This is a genomic window from Pseudomonas sp. UC 17F4, from assembly GCF_900101695.1.
Taxonomy (GTDB): domain Bacteria; phylum Pseudomonadota; class Gammaproteobacteria; order Pseudomonadales; family Pseudomonadaceae; genus Aquipseudomonas.
This window is the reverse complement of the sequence record NZ_FNKV01000001.1, coordinates 1,029,530-1,046,033: the sequence shown is the minus strand read 5'-3', so window position 1 is coordinate 1,046,033 and position 16,504 is coordinate 1,029,530. Positions and strand designations below refer to the sequence as shown.

13 protein-coding genes are annotated in these 16,504 nt (G+C 61.6%); 7 read left to right on the top strand and 6 right to left on the bottom strand.

The window, feature by feature from the left end:
• Window positions 1-67 precede the first annotated feature (67 nt).
• Both BLR26_RS04755 and BLR26_RS04750 read left to right on the top strand, forming a co-directional pair.
• Window positions 68-970, top strand: coding sequence for a LysR family transcriptional regulator (locus BLR26_RS04755; RefSeq protein WP_093378461.1), 903 nt, complete (start codon window positions 68-70; stop codon window positions 968-970).
• 114 nt (window positions 971-1,084) lie between these two features.
• Window positions 1,085-2,749: an FMN-binding glutamate synthase family protein gene (locus BLR26_RS04750; RefSeq protein WP_093378458.1), complete on the top strand. Its 1,665-nt coding sequence runs from the start codon at window positions 1,085-1,087 to the stop codon at window positions 2,747-2,749.
• Between the two features lie 30 nt (window positions 2,750-2,779).
• Here BLR26_RS04750 and BLR26_RS04745 read toward each other — a convergent pair whose 3' ends face one another.
• Together BLR26_RS04745 and BLR26_RS04740 are read right to left on the bottom strand one after the other, a co-directional pair.
• Window positions 2,780-4,081, bottom strand: coding sequence for an OprD family porin (locus BLR26_RS04745; RefSeq protein WP_045201189.1), 1,302 nt, complete (start codon window positions 4,079-4,081; stop codon window positions 2,780-2,782).
• Window positions 4,082-4,308: 227 nt separating this feature from the next.
• A complete protein-coding gene (locus BLR26_RS04740) occupies window positions 4,309-4,998 on the bottom strand; it encodes a DsbA family protein (protein WP_093378455.1) in 690 nt (229 codons plus the stop codon).
• Window positions 4,999-5,244: 246 nt separating this feature from the next.
• On the opposite strand from BLR26_RS04740, the gene BLR26_RS04735 reads away from it, so the two are divergent.
• The gene (locus BLR26_RS04735) at window positions 5,245-7,347 is read left to right on the top strand and encodes a TonB-dependent receptor (protein ID WP_093378453.1); all 2,103 of its coding nucleotides are present in this window, start codon (window positions 5,245-5,247) and stop codon (window positions 7,345-7,347) included.
• A gap of 70 nt (window positions 7,348-7,417) precedes the next feature.
• Here BLR26_RS04735 and BLR26_RS27420 read toward each other — a convergent pair whose 3' ends face one another.
• The 4 genes from BLR26_RS27420 to BLR26_RS04715 all read right to left on the bottom strand — a co-directional run bounded on the left by BLR26_RS27420 (window position 7,418) and on the right by BLR26_RS04715 (window position 12,888).
• Entirely contained in the window at window positions 7,418-7,618 is a 201-nt protein-coding gene (locus tag BLR26_RS27420) for a hypothetical protein (protein ID WP_045201186.1), read from the bottom strand.
• Between the two features lie 184 nt (window positions 7,619-7,802).
• On the bottom strand, window positions 7,803-8,909 hold the full coding sequence (gene aguA / locus BLR26_RS04725; protein WP_093378450.1) for an agmatine deiminase: 1,107 nt from the start codon (window positions 8,907-8,909) through the stop codon (window positions 7,803-7,805).
• Window positions 8,910-8,929: 20 nt separating this feature from the next.
• Complete coding sequence (gene aguB, locus BLR26_RS04720) at window positions 8,930-9,808, bottom strand: N-carbamoylputrescine amidase (protein ID WP_093378447.1); 879 nt, start codon at window positions 9,806-9,808, stop codon at window positions 8,930-8,932.
• A 170-nt stretch (window positions 9,809-9,978) separates the two neighbouring features.
• The gene (locus tag BLR26_RS04715) at window positions 9,979-12,888 is read right to left on the bottom strand and encodes an aminotransferase (RefSeq protein ID WP_093378443.1); all 2,910 of its coding nucleotides are present in this window, start codon (window positions 12,886-12,888) and stop codon (window positions 9,979-9,981) included.
• Window positions 12,889-13,101: 213 nt separating this feature from the next.
• Here BLR26_RS04715 and rfbB point away from each other — a divergent pair, with 213 nt between their 5' ends.
• From rfbB to rfbD, 4 genes are read left to right on the top strand one after another with little or no spacing between them, the layout of a single operon-like run.
• Window positions 13,102-14,184, top strand: coding sequence for a dTDP-glucose 4,6-dehydratase (rfbB, locus tag BLR26_RS04710; RefSeq protein WP_093378440.1), 1,083 nt, complete (start codon window positions 13,102-13,104; stop codon window positions 14,182-14,184).
• On the top strand, window positions 14,181-15,053 hold the full coding sequence (gene rfbA / locus BLR26_RS04705) for a glucose-1-phosphate thymidylyltransferase RfbA (protein WP_093378435.1): 873 nt from the start codon (window positions 14,181-14,183) through the stop codon (window positions 15,051-15,053). Before rfbB ends, rfbA begins: the two co-directional genes overlap by 4 nt.
• Window positions 15,053-15,598, top strand: coding sequence for a dTDP-4-dehydrorhamnose 3,5-epimerase (gene rfbC, locus BLR26_RS04700; protein ID WP_045201180.1), 546 nt, complete (start codon window positions 15,053-15,055; stop codon window positions 15,596-15,598). Before rfbA ends, rfbC begins: the two co-directional genes overlap by 1 nt.
• Window positions 15,595-16,470, top strand: a complete 876-nt coding sequence (rfbD, locus tag BLR26_RS04695) for a dTDP-4-dehydrorhamnose reductase (RefSeq protein WP_093378430.1) — start codon at window positions 15,595-15,597, stop codon at window positions 16,468-16,470. The genes rfbC and rfbD overlap by 4 nt, the downstream gene beginning before the upstream one ends.
• The last annotated feature ends 34 nt before the right edge of the window (window positions 16,471-16,504 follow it).

The following is a 16,504-nucleotide window of genomic DNA, read 5'->3' as shown; positions in this document are numbered from 1 at the left end:
TTATAAGGTGCGGTCATTGGCACTGGCCAATACCGATTTCCGACCGATTGATACCTCAAGGTGCAACATGCTCGATGTGCGAAAGCTGCGCTATTTCATTGCCGTCGCCGACGACCTGCATTTCGGCCGCGCCGCGCAGCGCCTGCACCTGGCGCAACCGGCACTGACCCGGCAGATCTCGGCCCTGGAAAGCCAGCTGGGTTTTCGCCTGTTCGAGCGCAGCAGCCGTGCAGTCAGTCTGACCGGCGAAGGCCAGCAGTTCCTGCCTTACGCCCGCGGGGTACTGGAGCAACTGACACGCAGCGAAAGCTTCGCCGCCAAGCTGGCCGCCGGCACAGCCGGGCAGTTGAGCATCGGCTATGCCAGCTCGGTGGCCTTGAGTGACCACTTCACCCAGGCAATCCAGCAGTTTTCCCACGCCTACCCGCAGGTTCGCCTGACCCTGGTTGAAGAAGCCTCCAGCGCGCAATGGCGCAACATCGTCGAAGGCACCCTGGAAATCGGCCTCAGTCGGCTGTTGCCACCCCAGGAGTTCACGGAGCTGCACGTCCAGCCACTCGACCAGGAGCCGCTGCTGGTGGCACTGGCCACGAACGATCCGCTGGCGGCACTCGACACCATCAGCCTCACCCAGCTGCAAGCGCATCCTGTGGTGCTGTACACCGACGAGCAAGGCACCGGGCTCAACGATGCCATCGAGCGCTTGTTCCAGCATTGCCAGTTGCCCTTGCTGCGGGGCCCGCGCGGACGGCAGATCACTTCGATCATTGCCCTGGTAGCCGCCGGCCAGGGCATTGCCCTGGTGCCTGCCTGCACCCGTGCCCTGAACCAGCGCGGCGTGTGCTACCGGCCCCTGAACGAAGCAGCCGCCAGCATCGACCTGCTCGCCATCAGCCACCGCCAGCGGCGCTCGCGGGCAGCCGAGGCGTTTCTGCAAATACTTGCCCGGGCAACCACTCCCTGCGCATGAGCACGGCCCTCTGGCAAGCACGCCCAGGATAAAAGTGTTTTACCGAAACCACTGGTTTTCTGGCGGGACGCTTTGCCTATCCTAGGAAGGATCTCTCATATCAGCGGAAGATCCATGAAAGCTTCGCTTCCCAGCCGCTACGCCTGCCTTGTCGGCTGTCTCGTTTTCAGTTTTGCCAGCCTGCCGTTTGTTTCTGCCCATTCCTGGTTGTGGCCGTTCACCCTGATCAGCGCCCTGCTCAGCCTGGTCGGCCTCAATGACCTGCGCCAGAGCCACCACGCGGTGCGGCGCAACTACCCGATCCTGGGCAACATTCGCTACCTGATCGAAACCATCCGCCCGGAGATCCGCCAGTACTTGCTGGAAGGCGACGATGACAAGCTGCCGTTCTCCCGGGCCCAGCGCTCGCTGGTGTATGCACGGGCCAAGAACGAGAGCGCCGAGAAGGCCTTTGGTACGCTCAACGATGTCTACCGGCCAGGCTTCGAGTTCATCAGCCATTCCATGCTGCCAGTCGAAACCCCCGACCCTGCCTCATTTCGCATCAACATCGGCGGCCCGCAGTGCCGCCAGCCTTACTCGGCGTCGATCTTCAATATCTCGGCGATGAGCTTTGGGGCACTCAGTGCAAATGCCATTGCCGCGCTGAACAAGGGCGCAAAACGTGGCCGCTTCGCCCATGACACCGGCGAAGGCAGCATCAGCCCCCATCACCGCGAGCACGGTGGCGACCTGATCTGGGAAATCGGCAGCGGCTATTTTGGCTGCCGCACCCCGGAGGGTCGTTTCGATCCGCAGCGTTTCGCCGAACAGGCCGGCGACCCACAGGTGAAAATGATCGAGGTCAAGCTCAGCCAGGGCGCCAAACCCGGCCACGGCGGGATCCTGCCTGGGCACAAGGTCAGCGCCGAAATCGCCGCCACCCGTGGCGTGCTGATGGGCCAGGACTGCATCTCACCGGCGGCGCACAGCGCCTTCCGTAGCCCCGTGCAACTGCTGCAGTTCATTGGCCAGTTGCGTGAGCTGTCTGGCGGTAAACCGGTGGGCTTCAAGTTCTGCCTTGGCCACCCGTGGGAATTCATGGGTATCGCCAAGGCCATGCTGGCTACCGGCATCGTCCCGGACTTCATTGTCGTCGACGGCAAGGAAGGCGGCACCGGCGCCGCGCCACGGGAGTTCAGCGACAACATCGGCGTGCCGATGCGCGAAGGGCTGATGTTCGTGCACAACACCCTGGTGGGCCTGAACCTGCGCGACAAGATTCGCATTGGTGCCGGCGGCAAGATCGTCAGCGCCTTCGACATTGCCAGCGTGCTGGCCATTGGCGCCGACTGGGTCAACTCGGCCCGCGGCTTCATGTTCGCCATCGGCTGCATCCAGTCGCAAAGCTGCCACACCAACAAATGCCCGACCGGCGTGGCGACCCAGGATCCGTTACGCCAACGCGCCCTGGTGGTGCCGGAAAAGGCCGACAGGGTTTACAGCTTCCATCGCAACACCCTGCATGCCCTGGCCGAAATGCTGGCTGCTGCAGGCCTGGATCACCCGGCCGAGCTCAAGCCCAAGCACCTGGTTCGGCGCATCAGCGCCAGCGAGATCCGCCTGTTTTCGCAGTTGCATGTGTTCCTCAAGCCCGGTGAGTTGCTCAGCGGCTCGATCGACAGTGAATTCTATGCACGGATGTGGCGCATGGCCCGCAGCGACAGCTTCGAGCCGGAGAGCGGCGAGGTGCAGGCGATCAAACCTGCTGTGCGGCGAAAACAAACAACCCCGGCCTAGGCCGGGGTTGCTGGAGACACCAGACAGCTATCAGAGGATGCTGATCGGGTACTCGACGAACACGCGAACTTCGTTGCCGTCGTCGTTGTAGCCGTTCTGACGAACGCTTTCGGAGGTACGCAGGAACGAGCTACGCAGTTTGACGGACAGGTCCTTGGCCGGGCCTTCCTGAACCACGTACTTGAACTGGTTGAAGATTTCGCGCTCTTTACCTTCGCCGAAGCCGTGGGTGTTGATGTTGTCACCACGCACGTAGGCCACTTTGTAGGTCAGGCCCGGTACGCCGAAGGCGCCGAAGTCCAGGCCGTAGCCCAGCTGCCAGGAACGCTCGTCTTCAGCGTTGAAGTCGGACCAGTAGGAGTTGGCCAGGTAGATGGTCGAGCCACCGTCACCCACGCCACCGGCGTTCTGGTAGAAGCCGTACTGATAACCGGTGTCGCCAGTGCTGCGCTGGTGGGCGATGGTAATCGAGTGCGGGCCGAAGGCGTAGGTAGCCGCCAGGCTCCAGATGGTGTTGGAGTCACCGGTCAGGTCGGCGGCAGCGACGTACTTCTTGTCGATGTCCGACTTGTAGCCGTTGAAGTCCAGGGTCAGCGACTGGTCGTCGGCGATCGGGTGAACGTAGTTCACGCCCAGGTAGTGCTTCTTCAGCACGTCTTCGACGTCGGAGGTGTACAGCGAAGCCGAGAGGTTTTCGCTGAACTTGTAGCTGCCGCCGAATACGTTGATCGACTTCAGGCCACCGCTGTCACGGCCTTCAGCACTTTTACGGGCTTCCTGGGTGAAACGACCGGCGTTCAGTTCCAGGCCCTTGATCTCCTTGGAGGTGATCAGGGTACCGGTGTAGCTTTCTGGCAGCAGGCGACCATCGTCGTACTGCAGCACTGGCAGCTCAGGCATCTGGTCACCGTACTTCAGTACAGTGTTGGAGATGCGGAACTTGATTGCTGCGCCACCACGGGCCAGGTTGTGCGGGGAGTTCTGCTGGTTGGTCGGCGAGTCGCCGTCCGCCGGCTTGAAGAAGTCGATACCGCCACCGCCGTTGCGGCCTTTACCACCGTCCAGACGCACTGCGTACAGGCCGAAGGCGTCGACACCGACACCAACGGTGCCCTGGGTGTAGCCGGAGGAGAACTTGCCGATGAAGGCCTGGCCCCACTCGCTCTGGTCGTTGGTATGGTGCTTCTTGTCACGATTGATGAAGGCATTGCGCAGCAGAACGCTGGCTTTGCTGTCTTCTACGAAGCCCTTGGCCTCGGCCTGGTCATTGGCCATAGCCTGAGTCGCGGCCATAAGCCCCAGCGCGACCAGACTGATCCTGGTTTTCAACATTTTATTTTCCTTATTACTTAGTCAAAGACGCTCTGCGACCAAACGCCAAAAACCACGCCCCCTGCGTGGGTTGACGCTCACGGGTCTGAAAATAAAAAGCCCGCCTGCGAGTGTTCGCAGCGGGCCTTTTTTCTGGACTCTTGGCCGATGGGCCTACAGGCGTTGACCGAATCCTATCCGTGTGCGGATCAGCATGTCAAAAATTCGTGAAAAGTAAGTGTTTCTGCTTACAGATCGCAGCCATCCGCGGCACAGAACGCCGCGTTTGCGGTATCTTTCTCCGCGCTCAGATAGAACTCCCTGTCCAGCCAATGCACGAAGGCCTCAGGCTTGCCGAGGAAAGGACCGATGTCGATGACCTGCAGCCGCCCTTCGCGTTCCAGCACCAGGGTTGGATAGCCCTGGCCACCGACGCTGGCCATGAACGCACGACTGGTGCGCATATGGCTCTGGGTATCCACATCGCGCAATGCACTGGCAAAGGCGGGTGCAGGCAGGCCCATCTCGGCGGCGATGGCCTTGAGCACGCCATCATCGGCAATCCGCCGGCCTTCCACGTAGTGCGCACGCTGCAAGCGCGCCAGCAACTCCAGGCCACGCCCGGCGAGCTGCTCTGCTGCCAGGATCGCCGCTATGGGTGGCTGTGAATCGAAGACGGCGTCGTTGTCACGCAACAGGCCCTCGAAGTAGTCCTGGCCGAAGGGCTGCCCGGTGTACTCGGCAATACGCCGGTCATGGGGCATGACGAAGTCGCGCAACTGCGCCGAGACCTTCTGGCGATTGGCTCCGGCCATCATCCCGCCACCGTGCAGCACAACCGGCATCAGCCCGCTGGCCGCATTGATCAACGGCTCGGCGCCGTAGCACCAGCCGCACAGCGGATCGAACACATAGTGAAGGGTGGTTTGTACCGGCATGAGCGCCTCCTGAAAAAATGATGACGTCAGGTTAGGCCGGATGAAGGTTGCGAAAAACGCTGCACGGGTTACAGCTTTGTTGCGAAAAACAGTACAAATTCACCGCTAAAACTAAAGGCTGATAGACAGAAATATTTTGAAACAAACAGCTCGTCGATAGATCCAGAAACAATTAACGTTAGTAAATGGCAAGCATTATCATTCGCGCAAAATTTCCTCACTCTAATAAATGCCCGGATGTCCGTCATGCTTGCCCCTTGCCGCCTCTCTCCCCTGACCCTGGGCCTGTCGCTGTTTTTCAGCTCAGGGTTGGTCACTGCTGCCACCACCACGTTGCCCGAAGTCTCGGTTACCGCCGAGTCTGACCGTGAACGCGATGACCCGCGGGTACGTGAAGTCAGCACCGCAACCCGTACCGCCACGCCCGCCCGCTACGTGCCGCAGGCTATCGATTCGGTGAAGACCAGCAACGTGCTGGATTACGGCAGCAACGACCTTGGCAAAGCCCTGAGCGGCATCCCCAACGTCAGCAGCGGCGCCGATACGCGCTTTGACAGCGTGCGCATCCGTGGCTTCGATGCCAGCAACGACTTCTACCTCGACGGTATTCGCGACGACAGCCAATACGTGCGCGACCTGCACAATATCGAGCGGGTCGAGGTGCTCAAGGGCCCTGCCGCGGTGCTCTATGGCCGTGGCAGCCAGGGCGGGATCGTCAACCGGGTGAGCAAGATGCCGGAAGCCGGCCGCCGTTCCAGCATCGAGGCCCAGGGCGGCAGCGAGGACCTGCGCAGCCTGTATGCCGACCTCAGCGCCGACCCGAGCGACAACATCAGCCTGCGCCTGAACATGGGCAACCAGGACAACAACAGTTTCCGCGACGGCATCGACGGCAGCCGCCAGCTGTTCGCTCCCTCGATGAGCTGGCAGCTGACACCGCAGCTGAACTGGCTGGTGCAATACGAGTACAGCCGCTACAACCGTACCCCCGATCGCGGCATCCCCAGTGTCAACGGCCGCCCGGCCGACGTTGGTCGCGACACCACCTACGGCGATACCCAGCGCGACTTCATCGACGACAAGGCGCAATCGCTGCGCTCGCGCCTGAACTACCAGCTCAACGACACCTGGCAAGTGCGCCACACCCTGGGCCTGTTCAAGCTCAACAGCGATTTCGACAACACTTACCTGACCGGCTACAACGCCACCACCAACCAGGTTACCCGCCAGCGCTGGCAGCAGGACCTGAACACCCGCAACCTGTTCAACAACCTGGAACTGGAAGGCAATTTCGACACCTTCGGCCTGCAGCACACCCTGCTCACCGGCCTTGAGTTCGGTAACCAGCGCCGCGATCCGATCCTATACACTGCAGCGACTTCCGGCGCAGGCGCTCGCCCGGTGCCGGGCCTGGACCTGAACAACCCCAACCGTAACCTGCAGCACAACGGCACCATGGTGGTCTCCAGCAACAACCACACCGTGGTCGACAGCCGCGGCCTGTACCTTCAGGACCAACTGCGCCTGAATGATCAGTGGCAAGTGCTGGCCGGGGTGCGTTTCGACCAGTTCGAAGTGCAAACCACCAACAAGGTCCGCGGTATCTCCGAGAAGCAGGACAGCAACAGCACCAGCCCGCGTCTGGGCGTGGTCTATTCGCCGTGGAAGGAACACTCCTTCTATGCCTCCTGGAGCAAGACCTTCTCGCCAGTCGGCGGCGGCCTGATCGGCATTACCCCGGGTGCGGCCGGCAATACCAACGAAACCAGCCCGGAGCAGACCCGGCAGAAGGAAATCGGGGTCAAGAGCGACTGGCTCGACGAACGCCTGAGCACCACTCTGGCGGTCTATGAGCTGGAACTCTACAACCGCCGCACCAGCGACCCGAACAACCCGGGCATCACCTTGCTCAGCGGCCTGCAGCGCTCACGCGGCGTCGAGCTGACCGCCACCGGCAACATCGTTGGCAACTGGTACGTACGCGGCGGTATCGGTATCCAGGATGCAACCATCGTCGAGGACAACAACGGCCAGGAAGGCAACCGCGTGAGCAACGTTGCCAAGCGCAACGGCAGCCTGTTCGTTACCTGGAAACCGGAAATGGGCTGGTACGGCGAAACCGGCCTGACCCTGGTCGGCGAGCGCTATGCCGACAACCAGAACACCGCCGTGCTGCCCGGCTATGGCCGTTGGGACGCGCTGGCGGGCTTTCGTACCAAGGACTGGGACCTGCGCGCGGCGCTCAACAACATCACCGATAAAACCTACTACAGCTCGGCCACCAGCGCCGCGCAGATCCAGTTTGGCGACCCGCGCAGCCTGATCGTGACCGGCACCTACAGCTTCTAAACACCAGGCAATAAAAAAGGGCGGCATTGTTCAGGCAATGCCGCCCTTTTCATTGTTGTTGCCGAACCCTCTAGCGGCTGCCATCACCCAGCAGCGCTTCCAGCTCTGCCTCGCTCAGCAGGCCTGCCGGATAACGCGCCAGTAACGAGCGACGCTGATCGGCCTTCCTGACCCGGTTTGCTCCATGGTGTTTCAACCATTGCGCCACGCGCTGGAGGGACTCGTGATTCACCGCTGATGGGGGCGAAGCCGGCTCACTTGCTGCATTCATTTCGACACGTACTCCCTGGGGCCGTGAGCGGCTAACCTACTCAAACTTTGTGACAGAACCATGCTGGTCTATCTGTTTGAAATACAATGCAAAACAAATACAAGAGGTGTGCCAGAAGACTATGCCGGTCGTCGTCCACGCATAAAAAAGCCCGTCAATCGACGGGCTGTTTTCTTACTGCACTTCAGCCTTTGGCTGGCGCCGGTTGTTGCTGGGTCAGGCAATGGATGTTGCCGCCGCCCAGGAGCATCTCGCGCCCGGGGATCATGACCACTTCATGGTCAGGGAACACCCGCGCCAGAATCGCTCTAGCCTCGGCATCTGCCGGGTCGTCGAAGCTCGGGGCGATGATGCCGCCGTTGACGATCAGGAAGTTGACGTAGGAGCCAGCCAGGCGCACCGACGGGTTGCGCTCCTGGCTGCCGGCCACCGGATCGACCCCGGCGCACTCTTCTTCAGTGGCGAACAGCGGCCCCGGAATCGGCATCTTGTGCACGGTGAAGGCGCGACCTTTGGCGTCACGGCTGTTTTCCAGCACCTCAAGTGCGCTATGGCAGCGTGCATAGTTGGGGTCTTGCGGATCATCGGTCCAGGCCAGTAACACTTCTCCTGGGCGGACGTAACAACAGAAGTTGTCGACGTGGCCGTCGGTTTCGTCGTTGTACAGACCATCGGGCAGCCAGATGATGCTGTCCACGGCCAGGTGGTCACGCAGGATGGCTTCGATCTGCTCGCGGTTCAGGTGCGGGTTGCGGTTGTGGTTGAGCAGGCATTCTTCAGTGGTGATCAGGGTGCCTTCACCGTCGACATGGATCGAGCCGCCTTCGAGCACGAAGCCTTCGGTGTGGTAGCGCTGGCAGCGCTCCATCTCCAGCACCTTGCTGGCCAGTTGCTCGTCGCGGTTCCACGGCGCGTACAGGCCACCCTCGAAGCCGCCCCAGGCATTGAAACCCCAGTCGACGCCGCGTACTTCACCGCTGTCGTTGATGACGAAGGTCGGGCCGGTATCACGCACCCAGGCGTCGTCGTTGCTGATTTCCACCACGCGGATGTTCGGCAGGTCCAGACGGGCCTGGGCGTTGTCGTACTGCGCGGCCGAGACGGCAACGGTCACCGGCTCGAAACGGGCGATGGCCTTGGCCAGGGTCACGTGGGCAGCCTGTACCGGCTTGCCACCCAGGCGCCAGTTGTCCGGGCGCTCGGGCCAGACCATCCAGACCTGGGTTTGTGGCGCCCATTCGGCAGGCATGTGGAAGCCGTCGGCGCGCGGGGTACTGGTAAGCGTTTTCATAGAGGATCCTTGCTGAACTTTCAGGATTGCAGCGCGCCGTCGAGGGTCTTCAGCGGGCCGTACAGATTCGGACGACGGTCGCGGAAAGTACCCCAGGCACTGCGGGTGTGCTCAAGTTTATCGAGGTCGAAAGTATGCACCAGCACACCCTCCTCGGTCTCGTTCAGCGCCTGGACCTTCTCGCCGTACTGGTCGGCGATGAAGGAGGAGCCGTAGAAGGTGATGTCGTAGCCGTCCTGTTGTTCGCGGCCGATACGGTTACTGGCCACCAGCGGCATCAGGTTGGCACCGGCATGACCTTGCTGCACACGCTGCCAGTGGTCGCGCGAGCAGATGCTCTGGTCGTGCGGCTCGCTACCGATGGCGGTCGGGTAGAACAGCACCTCGGCGCCGAGCAGGGCCATGCTGCGTGCGCACTCGGGGAACCACTGGTCCCAGCAGATGCCGACGCCGATTTTCGCGTAGCGGGTCTGCCAGACCTTGAAGCCGGTGTCGCCCGGGTTGAAGTAGTACTTTTCGTGGTAGCCGGGGCCATCCGGAATGTGGGTCTTGCGGTACACACCGAGGTTGCTGCCGTCGGCATCGATGATCGCGATGCTGTTGAAACGCGCACGCCCGGCCAGCTCGTAGAAGCTGATCGGCAGCACCACCTGCAGCTCTTTGGCGAGCTTCTGGAAATGACCGATGGCGGCGTTGGTTTCAACCGCTGTGGCCAGTTGCAGGTAGTCCGGATTGGGCTTCTGGCAGAAGTACGGGGTTTCGAACAGTTCCTGGATCAGGATGATCTGCGCGCCCTTGGCAGCCGCTTCGCGGACCAGCCGTTCGGCGGTTTCCAGGTTGCCCTGGCGGTCCCAGGAGCAGGCCATCTGGGTGGCGGCAACAGTGACAGTGCGGCTCATGCATTCCTCCTCGGCAGGTGCTCGGGCCAACAAGGCCAGGCCACCCTGGTGATAATGGAGGCATTTATATCCGATAAATATCGGCTTTAAAAGTGGAAAATGGAAAATATCAGGCGTAAAAAAGCCGGTTAATTCGATAACAATCGGATTAACCGGCTTTAGCTCAAGGGTTACAGGTCTTCCGACAGTACCCGGTCGATGCTGTCGACGAAGAAGTCCACGCTCGCGCGGGTGGTGCACATCGGCGGCTTGATCTTGAGAATGTTCAGGTAATCGCCAGTGGGCTGCATGAAGATACCCAGGTCACGCAGGCGGTTGCACAGAAGGGTAGTCTCGGCACTGGCCGGCTCCAGGCTCTGGCGGTCACGCACCAGTTCCAGCCCCAGGTAGAAGCCGGAGCCGTGTACGGCACCCGCCAGCGGATGTTTATCGACCAATTGTTGCAGCCGTGACTTGAAGTAGCCGCCGACTTCCCGGGCGTTGTCCCATAGCCCTTCTTCTTCCATGACATCAAGCACGGCCATGCCGATTCGGCAACTGACTGGGCTGCCGCCGGCGGAGGAGAAGAAATAGCCCTCGGCTTCCAGCGCCTCGGCAATCTCGCGGCGGGTGATGACCGCGCCCAGTGGCTGGCCGTTGCCCATGCCCTTGGCCATGGTGATGATGTCCGGCACCACGCCCTGCTCTTCAAAACCCCAAAACCAGGTGCCCAGCCGGCCATAGCCGACCTGCACTTCGTCGGCGATGCATACCCCGCCCGCAGCACGCACCTTGGCATAGGCTTGCTGCAGGTAACCCGCAGGCAACGAGATGCCGCCGGCATTGCCGTACACCGGCTCGCAGATGAACCCGGCCAGTTGCCGCTGCTCGGCAGCCAGCGCGTCGAGCTTGGCATCGACGTCGCGCAGATAGTCGGCGGCGCTCTCGGCGCCACGGTAGGCGCCGCGATAGGTGTTGGGCGCAATCACCGGGTGAACCCAGTCCGGCCGGGTGCTCAAGGCCTGGGGGTTGTCGGCGATGGAGGTGGAAATCGCATCGGTGGCCACCGACCAGCCGTGATAGGCCTCAAGTACGCTCAGCAGGTCACGCCCACCGCTGTAGGCCCAGGCCAGGCGGATCGCCAGGTCATTGGCCTCGGTGCCGCTGTTGACCAGAAATACCCGGTCCATGCCGCTTGGTGCCAGGGCCAGCAAGCGCTCGGAGAATTCGGCGATGGCGGCATAATGAAAACGCGAGTTGGTATTGAGCAACGACCATTGCCGCGCCGACTCGGCGACCATGCGCGGGTGCCCGTGGCCGAGCACCGCAACGTTGTTGAGCATGTCCAGGTAGGCCCGCCCCTGCATGTCGAACAAGTAGTTGCGCCAGCCGCGCTCGATATGCGGCGGCTGCTGGTAATAGTGTTTTTGCGAGCGGGCGAAACTGGCATCGCGCCGAGCCAGCAAAGCCTGGGCATCGACCAGCGGTTCGGCGTCGCAGGCAAAGCCGAGGATGGCTTGCGGCGAGGGGCACAGTGCCTGCCAGGCCTGGGCCCGCGAAGGCACGACAAAAGCTGGCGGATACAAGCCGGCCACCCGGCATAACTGGACCGTCAACAATGCGCCAGTGGCGCCCAGAGACTGTCCGATGGCCAATGCCTGCCCGTCGGCCGGCGTCTGATCCAGCCCGTGCAACCACAGGCTGCATTCACTGCCCTCAAGGCAGCCACTGTCTTCGCCATATTGGTGCCAGGTCCCGGCCCAAGGTGCCTGGAGCACCGTGGCGCAAGGCAGATGCAGTTCGACATGCAGGGCGCACGTCGCAGGTTCCGCGGGATTGTCGATGTGGGTCTGCGACAGGCGGTACTGCCCATACAGGCTGCTGGCAGCGCCTGAAGCACTGGCCTGCTGCGCCAGCACGCGCTGGTCAATGCCGGCTTGCTCCCAGTTGCCGGCCTGGTAATGCTCGCTTAGCACGCCCAGGTCCACACCAATCACCTGGGCAGCCACCGGGTTCGGCAGGAGTGGCGCCGAGCCTTCCAGCGCCAGCGCAGGCAGCTCATGCCCGCTCGACTGCAGAATCGCCGCCTGCATCAGTTCGGAAGGCACGCTGGTAGCGACGTCGAAAATTTCCCACTCATGGGCCAGATTGTCCCGGCTATAGCTGTTGCCGGGGTCGACGCTCAGTTGTTGCTCGCTGCTCAATACCAGCACCGCAGCGCGGGCCACCACCAATGGCCACAAGGCGTTGAGTTCGGCGGCGCTCAGCGGGTTGAGCGCATGATAAGCCTCGATCGCCGGCAAGATGCGCAGGGGATCGCCTTCGGCGTGGTGCAGCAAGGCCGCGCAGGTGACCGAGAGGTCGGCAATGCGCCAGGTGTGCATCAGGTCGCCGAAATCGATGACCCCCTGCAGTTGCCACTGGCGTTGCTCATCGCGCGCCCATACGGCGTTGTCATCGGTGATGTCCAGGTGCACGGCTTGCGATGGCAGATCGTTGATCAAGGGTTGCAGCTGTTCCCGGGCCTGATCTGCGGCGGCTTTTACCCTGGCTTGCTGCGGGTTGTTATCCAGTATCGGCAACAGGTGATTGATCAACGCCTGGGCATGGCGCGGATCCCACTGCAATGTGCGCTCAAGGCCCGGGTGGGTGAAACTGGCCAGAGCCTGGTCGACCCGCGCGCACAGGCGGCCGAGTTCCGCCACCAAACGCGGCTCCATGTGCTTGATGCGGGTCAGTGACTGGCCTTCTATATAGTCGAGCAGGCGCACGCGTAGCGGTTGGCCGTCGACAGTCACCGTCAGCAGTTGCTCACCGGATCGGGCAGCCTGCACCGCAGGCACTGGCAGCCCCTGATCGCGCAGGAAGCCGAGGGCGGCATGCTGGGCTTGCAGTTCCTGCTCGGCATAGGCGCCATGGCAAACCTTCAGCACGTAGCGCCCATGGTCCGAATCGATAAGAAAATTCAGGTCTTGCTGGCTGCCCAATGCCTGCAATGAGCCGCTCAGGCCAAAGTGTTCCTGCAACAGGGTTGCGGCCTGCTGTTCACTGACTTCAGGGCATGGCTGGCTGGAGCGATGGATCAGGGTACTGAGCGACATGGGCAGGGGACCTCATTTTTTTGTTGCCTATATCGCCACTGCTTGTGCCGGTTGGCAAGAATAACGGCTAAAATTGCGCAACATTTGCTCAGTTTCATCGAGCAGCCCGGGTAAGAAGGACTGTTCGGCGCTTTTTGCTTGCGCCTGCCTGCACCCGGCCACAAGCTGTGCACCCTAAGTTCAATGTCAGTTACGGAAGAAAGGCAGTCCGACATGCGAATTCTTATCACCGGCGGGGCCGGCTTTATCGGCTCGGCGCTGGTGCGTCACCTGATCACCAATACCGAGCACGAAGTGCTCAACCTCGACAAACTGACCTATGCAGGCAATCTGGAATCGCTGACCAGTATCGCGACCGACACCCGCTATGAGTTCGTCCAGGCGGATATCGTCGATCAGGCCACCGTTAGCGCTGTGCTTGAGCGCTTCAAGCCACATGCGATCATGCACCTGGCGGCAGAGTCGCATGTCGACCGCTCGATTGACGGCCCTTCGGACTTCATCCAGACCAATATCGTCGGCACCTACAGCCTGCTCGAGGCCACCCGCGCCTACTGGCTGGGCTTGCCGGCCGATGAGCGTGGCGCGTTCCGCTTCCATCACATTTCCACCGACGAAGTGTATGGCGACCTGCATGGCGTCGATGACCTGTTCACCGAAACCACGCCTTACGCTCCAAGCTCGCCCTACTCCGCCAGCAAGGCTGCGTCCGACCACCTGGTCCGCGCCTGGCAGCGCACCTATGGCCTGCCGGTGCTGATCACCAACTGCTCGAACAACTACGGGCCGTTCCACTTCCCGGAAAAACTCATTCCGCTGGTGATCCTCAATGCCCTGGCGGGCAAGCCGTTGCCTGTGTATGGCAACGGCCTGCAGGTGCGTGACTGGCTGTTCGTCGAAGACCATGCCCGCGCCCTGCTCAAGGTGGTAACCGAAGGCAAAGTTGGCGAGACCTACAACATTGGCGGCCACAACGAGCAGAAGAACATCGACGTCGTACGCGGCATCTGTGCCCTGCTCGAAGAGCTGGCGCCACAACGTCCGGCTGGCATTGCCAACTACGCCGACCTGATCACCTACGTTCAGGATCGCCCTGGCCACGACCAGCGCTACGCGATCGATGCCAGCAAGATCGAGCGTGAACTGGGCTGGGTTCCCGAAGAAACCTTCGAGACCGGGCTGCGCAAGACCGTACAGTGGTACCTGGACAACCTGCAATGGTGCCAGCGGGTACAAGACGGCAGTTATCAAGGCCAGCGCCTGGGCGCCAGCGAATTCAAGGATCTGATTGCATGACCAAAGGTATCGTCCTGGCGGGCGGCTCCGGCACCCGCCTGCACCCCATCACCCTGGGTGTTTCCAAGCAACTGCTGCCGATCTACGACAAACCGATGATCTACTACCCGATCTCGGTACTGATGCTGGCCGGTATTCGCGAAATCCTGTTGATCTCCACCCCGCAGGATCTTCCGCACTACAAGCAACTGCTGGGTGATGGCAGCCAGTTCGGTATCGAAATGAGCTATGCCGAGCAGCCCTCTCCGGACGGCCTGGCACAGGCCTTCCTGATCGGCGAAGAATTCATTGGTGATGATTCGGTGTGCCTGATCCTGGGCGACAACATTTTCCACGGTCAGGGCTTCACTCCGCAGTTGCGCAAGGCAGCCCAGCAGGGTGCCGGTGCCACCGTGTTCGGCTACTGGGTCAAGGACCCGGAGCGTTTCGGCGTCGTCGAATTCGACGATGAAGGCCGCGCCCTTTCCATCGAAGAGAAACCGGCACAACCCAAGTCCAGTTACGCAGTGACAGGCCTGTATTTCTACGATAACGACGTGGTCGAGATCGCCAAGGCGGTCAAACCTTCGCCACGCGGCGAGCTGGAGATCACCGACATCAACAACGCCTATCTCAAGCGCGGCGACCTCAATGTCCAGTTGCTCGGGCGCGGTTTCGCCTGGCTGGACACCGGCACCCACGACAGTCTCCTGGAAGCATCGCAATACGTGCAGACCATCGAACACCGTCAGGGCCTCAAGGTCGCCTGCCTTGAAGAAATCGCGTACCAGCAGGGCTGGATCGATGAAGCGCATCTGCTGGAGCGAGGCAAGATGTTCGGCAAGACCGGCTACGGTCAGTACCTGTTCGGTCTCGTAGGGAAACGTTAATGAAAGTAACAGCCAGCGCGCTGCCTGATGTTCTTGTGATCGAGCCGAAGGTCTTCGGTGATGAACGAGGCTTTTTCTTCGAGAGCTTCAATGAGCGCTCGTTCCAGGAAGCAACAGGCATCGATGCCCACTTTGTTCAGGACAATCATTCCGGCTCACAAAAAAATGTGCTGCGCGGTTTGCATTACCAGGTTGAACATACCCAGGACAAGCTTGTGCGGGTAACTGCAGGCGAAGTGCTGGATGTGGCCGTCGATATCCGCCGCCACTCACCGACCTTTGGCCGTTGGGTCAGTGTCAGGCTTTCGGCCCAGAACAATCGCCAGTTGTGGATTCCCAAGGGCTTTGCCCATGGTTTTCTGGTGCTGAGCGACTTCGCCGAGTTTCTCTACAAGACCACTGACTACTATGTGCCGTCTGCCGAGCGCTGCATCCGCTGGGATGACCCGGACCTGGCGATCGACTGGGAACTTGAAAGCGCACCGGTGCTTTCAGCCAAGGACCAGGTCGGCAAGTTCCTGCATGAGGCAGACCTGTTCCCGTGAAGCACAGCCAACCGCGCATCCTTATCGCCGGCCGCAACGGCCAGGTTTCCCAGGCGCTGCAACAGCAACTGGGCAACCTGGCGCAGTTGCACGTCCTGGGCAGTGACCAGCTCGACCTGGCGTACCCCGAAGCCATCCGTGGCCAGGTGCAGCAGCTCAAGCCCGACCTGATCATCAACGCCGCGGCCCACACTGCGGTGGATCAGGCCGAAAACGAGCCGGATCTGGCCTTTGCGATCAACGCCCAGGCCCCTGGCATTTTTGCCGAGGAAGCCGCGAAGCTTGGCATTCCGCTGATCCACTACTCCACCGACTACGTGTTCGATGGCAGCAAGGCCACCCCTTACACGGAGGGCGACGAGCCCAACCCGCTCGGCGTCTACGGCCACAGCAAGCTGGCCGGCGAACAGGCGATTGCCGCGGTAGGTGGCCAGCATCTGATCCTGCGTACCAGCTGGGTGTACTCACGCCACGGACGCAACTTCCTGCTGACCATGCAGCGCCTGCTGCAGGATAAGCCCGAGCTGCGCATCGTCGCCGACCAGATCGGCGCGCCGACCTGGGCGGGCACCATCGCCCGCAGCACCCGTGCCCTGGTCGAACGCTGGCAGGCTGGCCAGGCCGGTGCCTGGGGTGTCTATCACCTGACCGCGCAAGGGGAGACCTCGTGGTTCGGTTTTGCCCAGGCCATTGGCGAGCAACTCAAGGTTCAAGGCCTGCCCTGCGCCAAGCTGTTGCCAATCGCCTCCAGCGACTATCCGACCCCGGCTCGCCGCCCGCTGAACTCGCGCCTCGATTGCAGCCGCCTGCAACGCGAGTGGCACGTCAGCCAGCCGCACTGGCAGCAGGCGCTGATCGACTGCCTGAAGTAGCGCATAATGCGCCAGATCATTCTGGCGCAGTTGC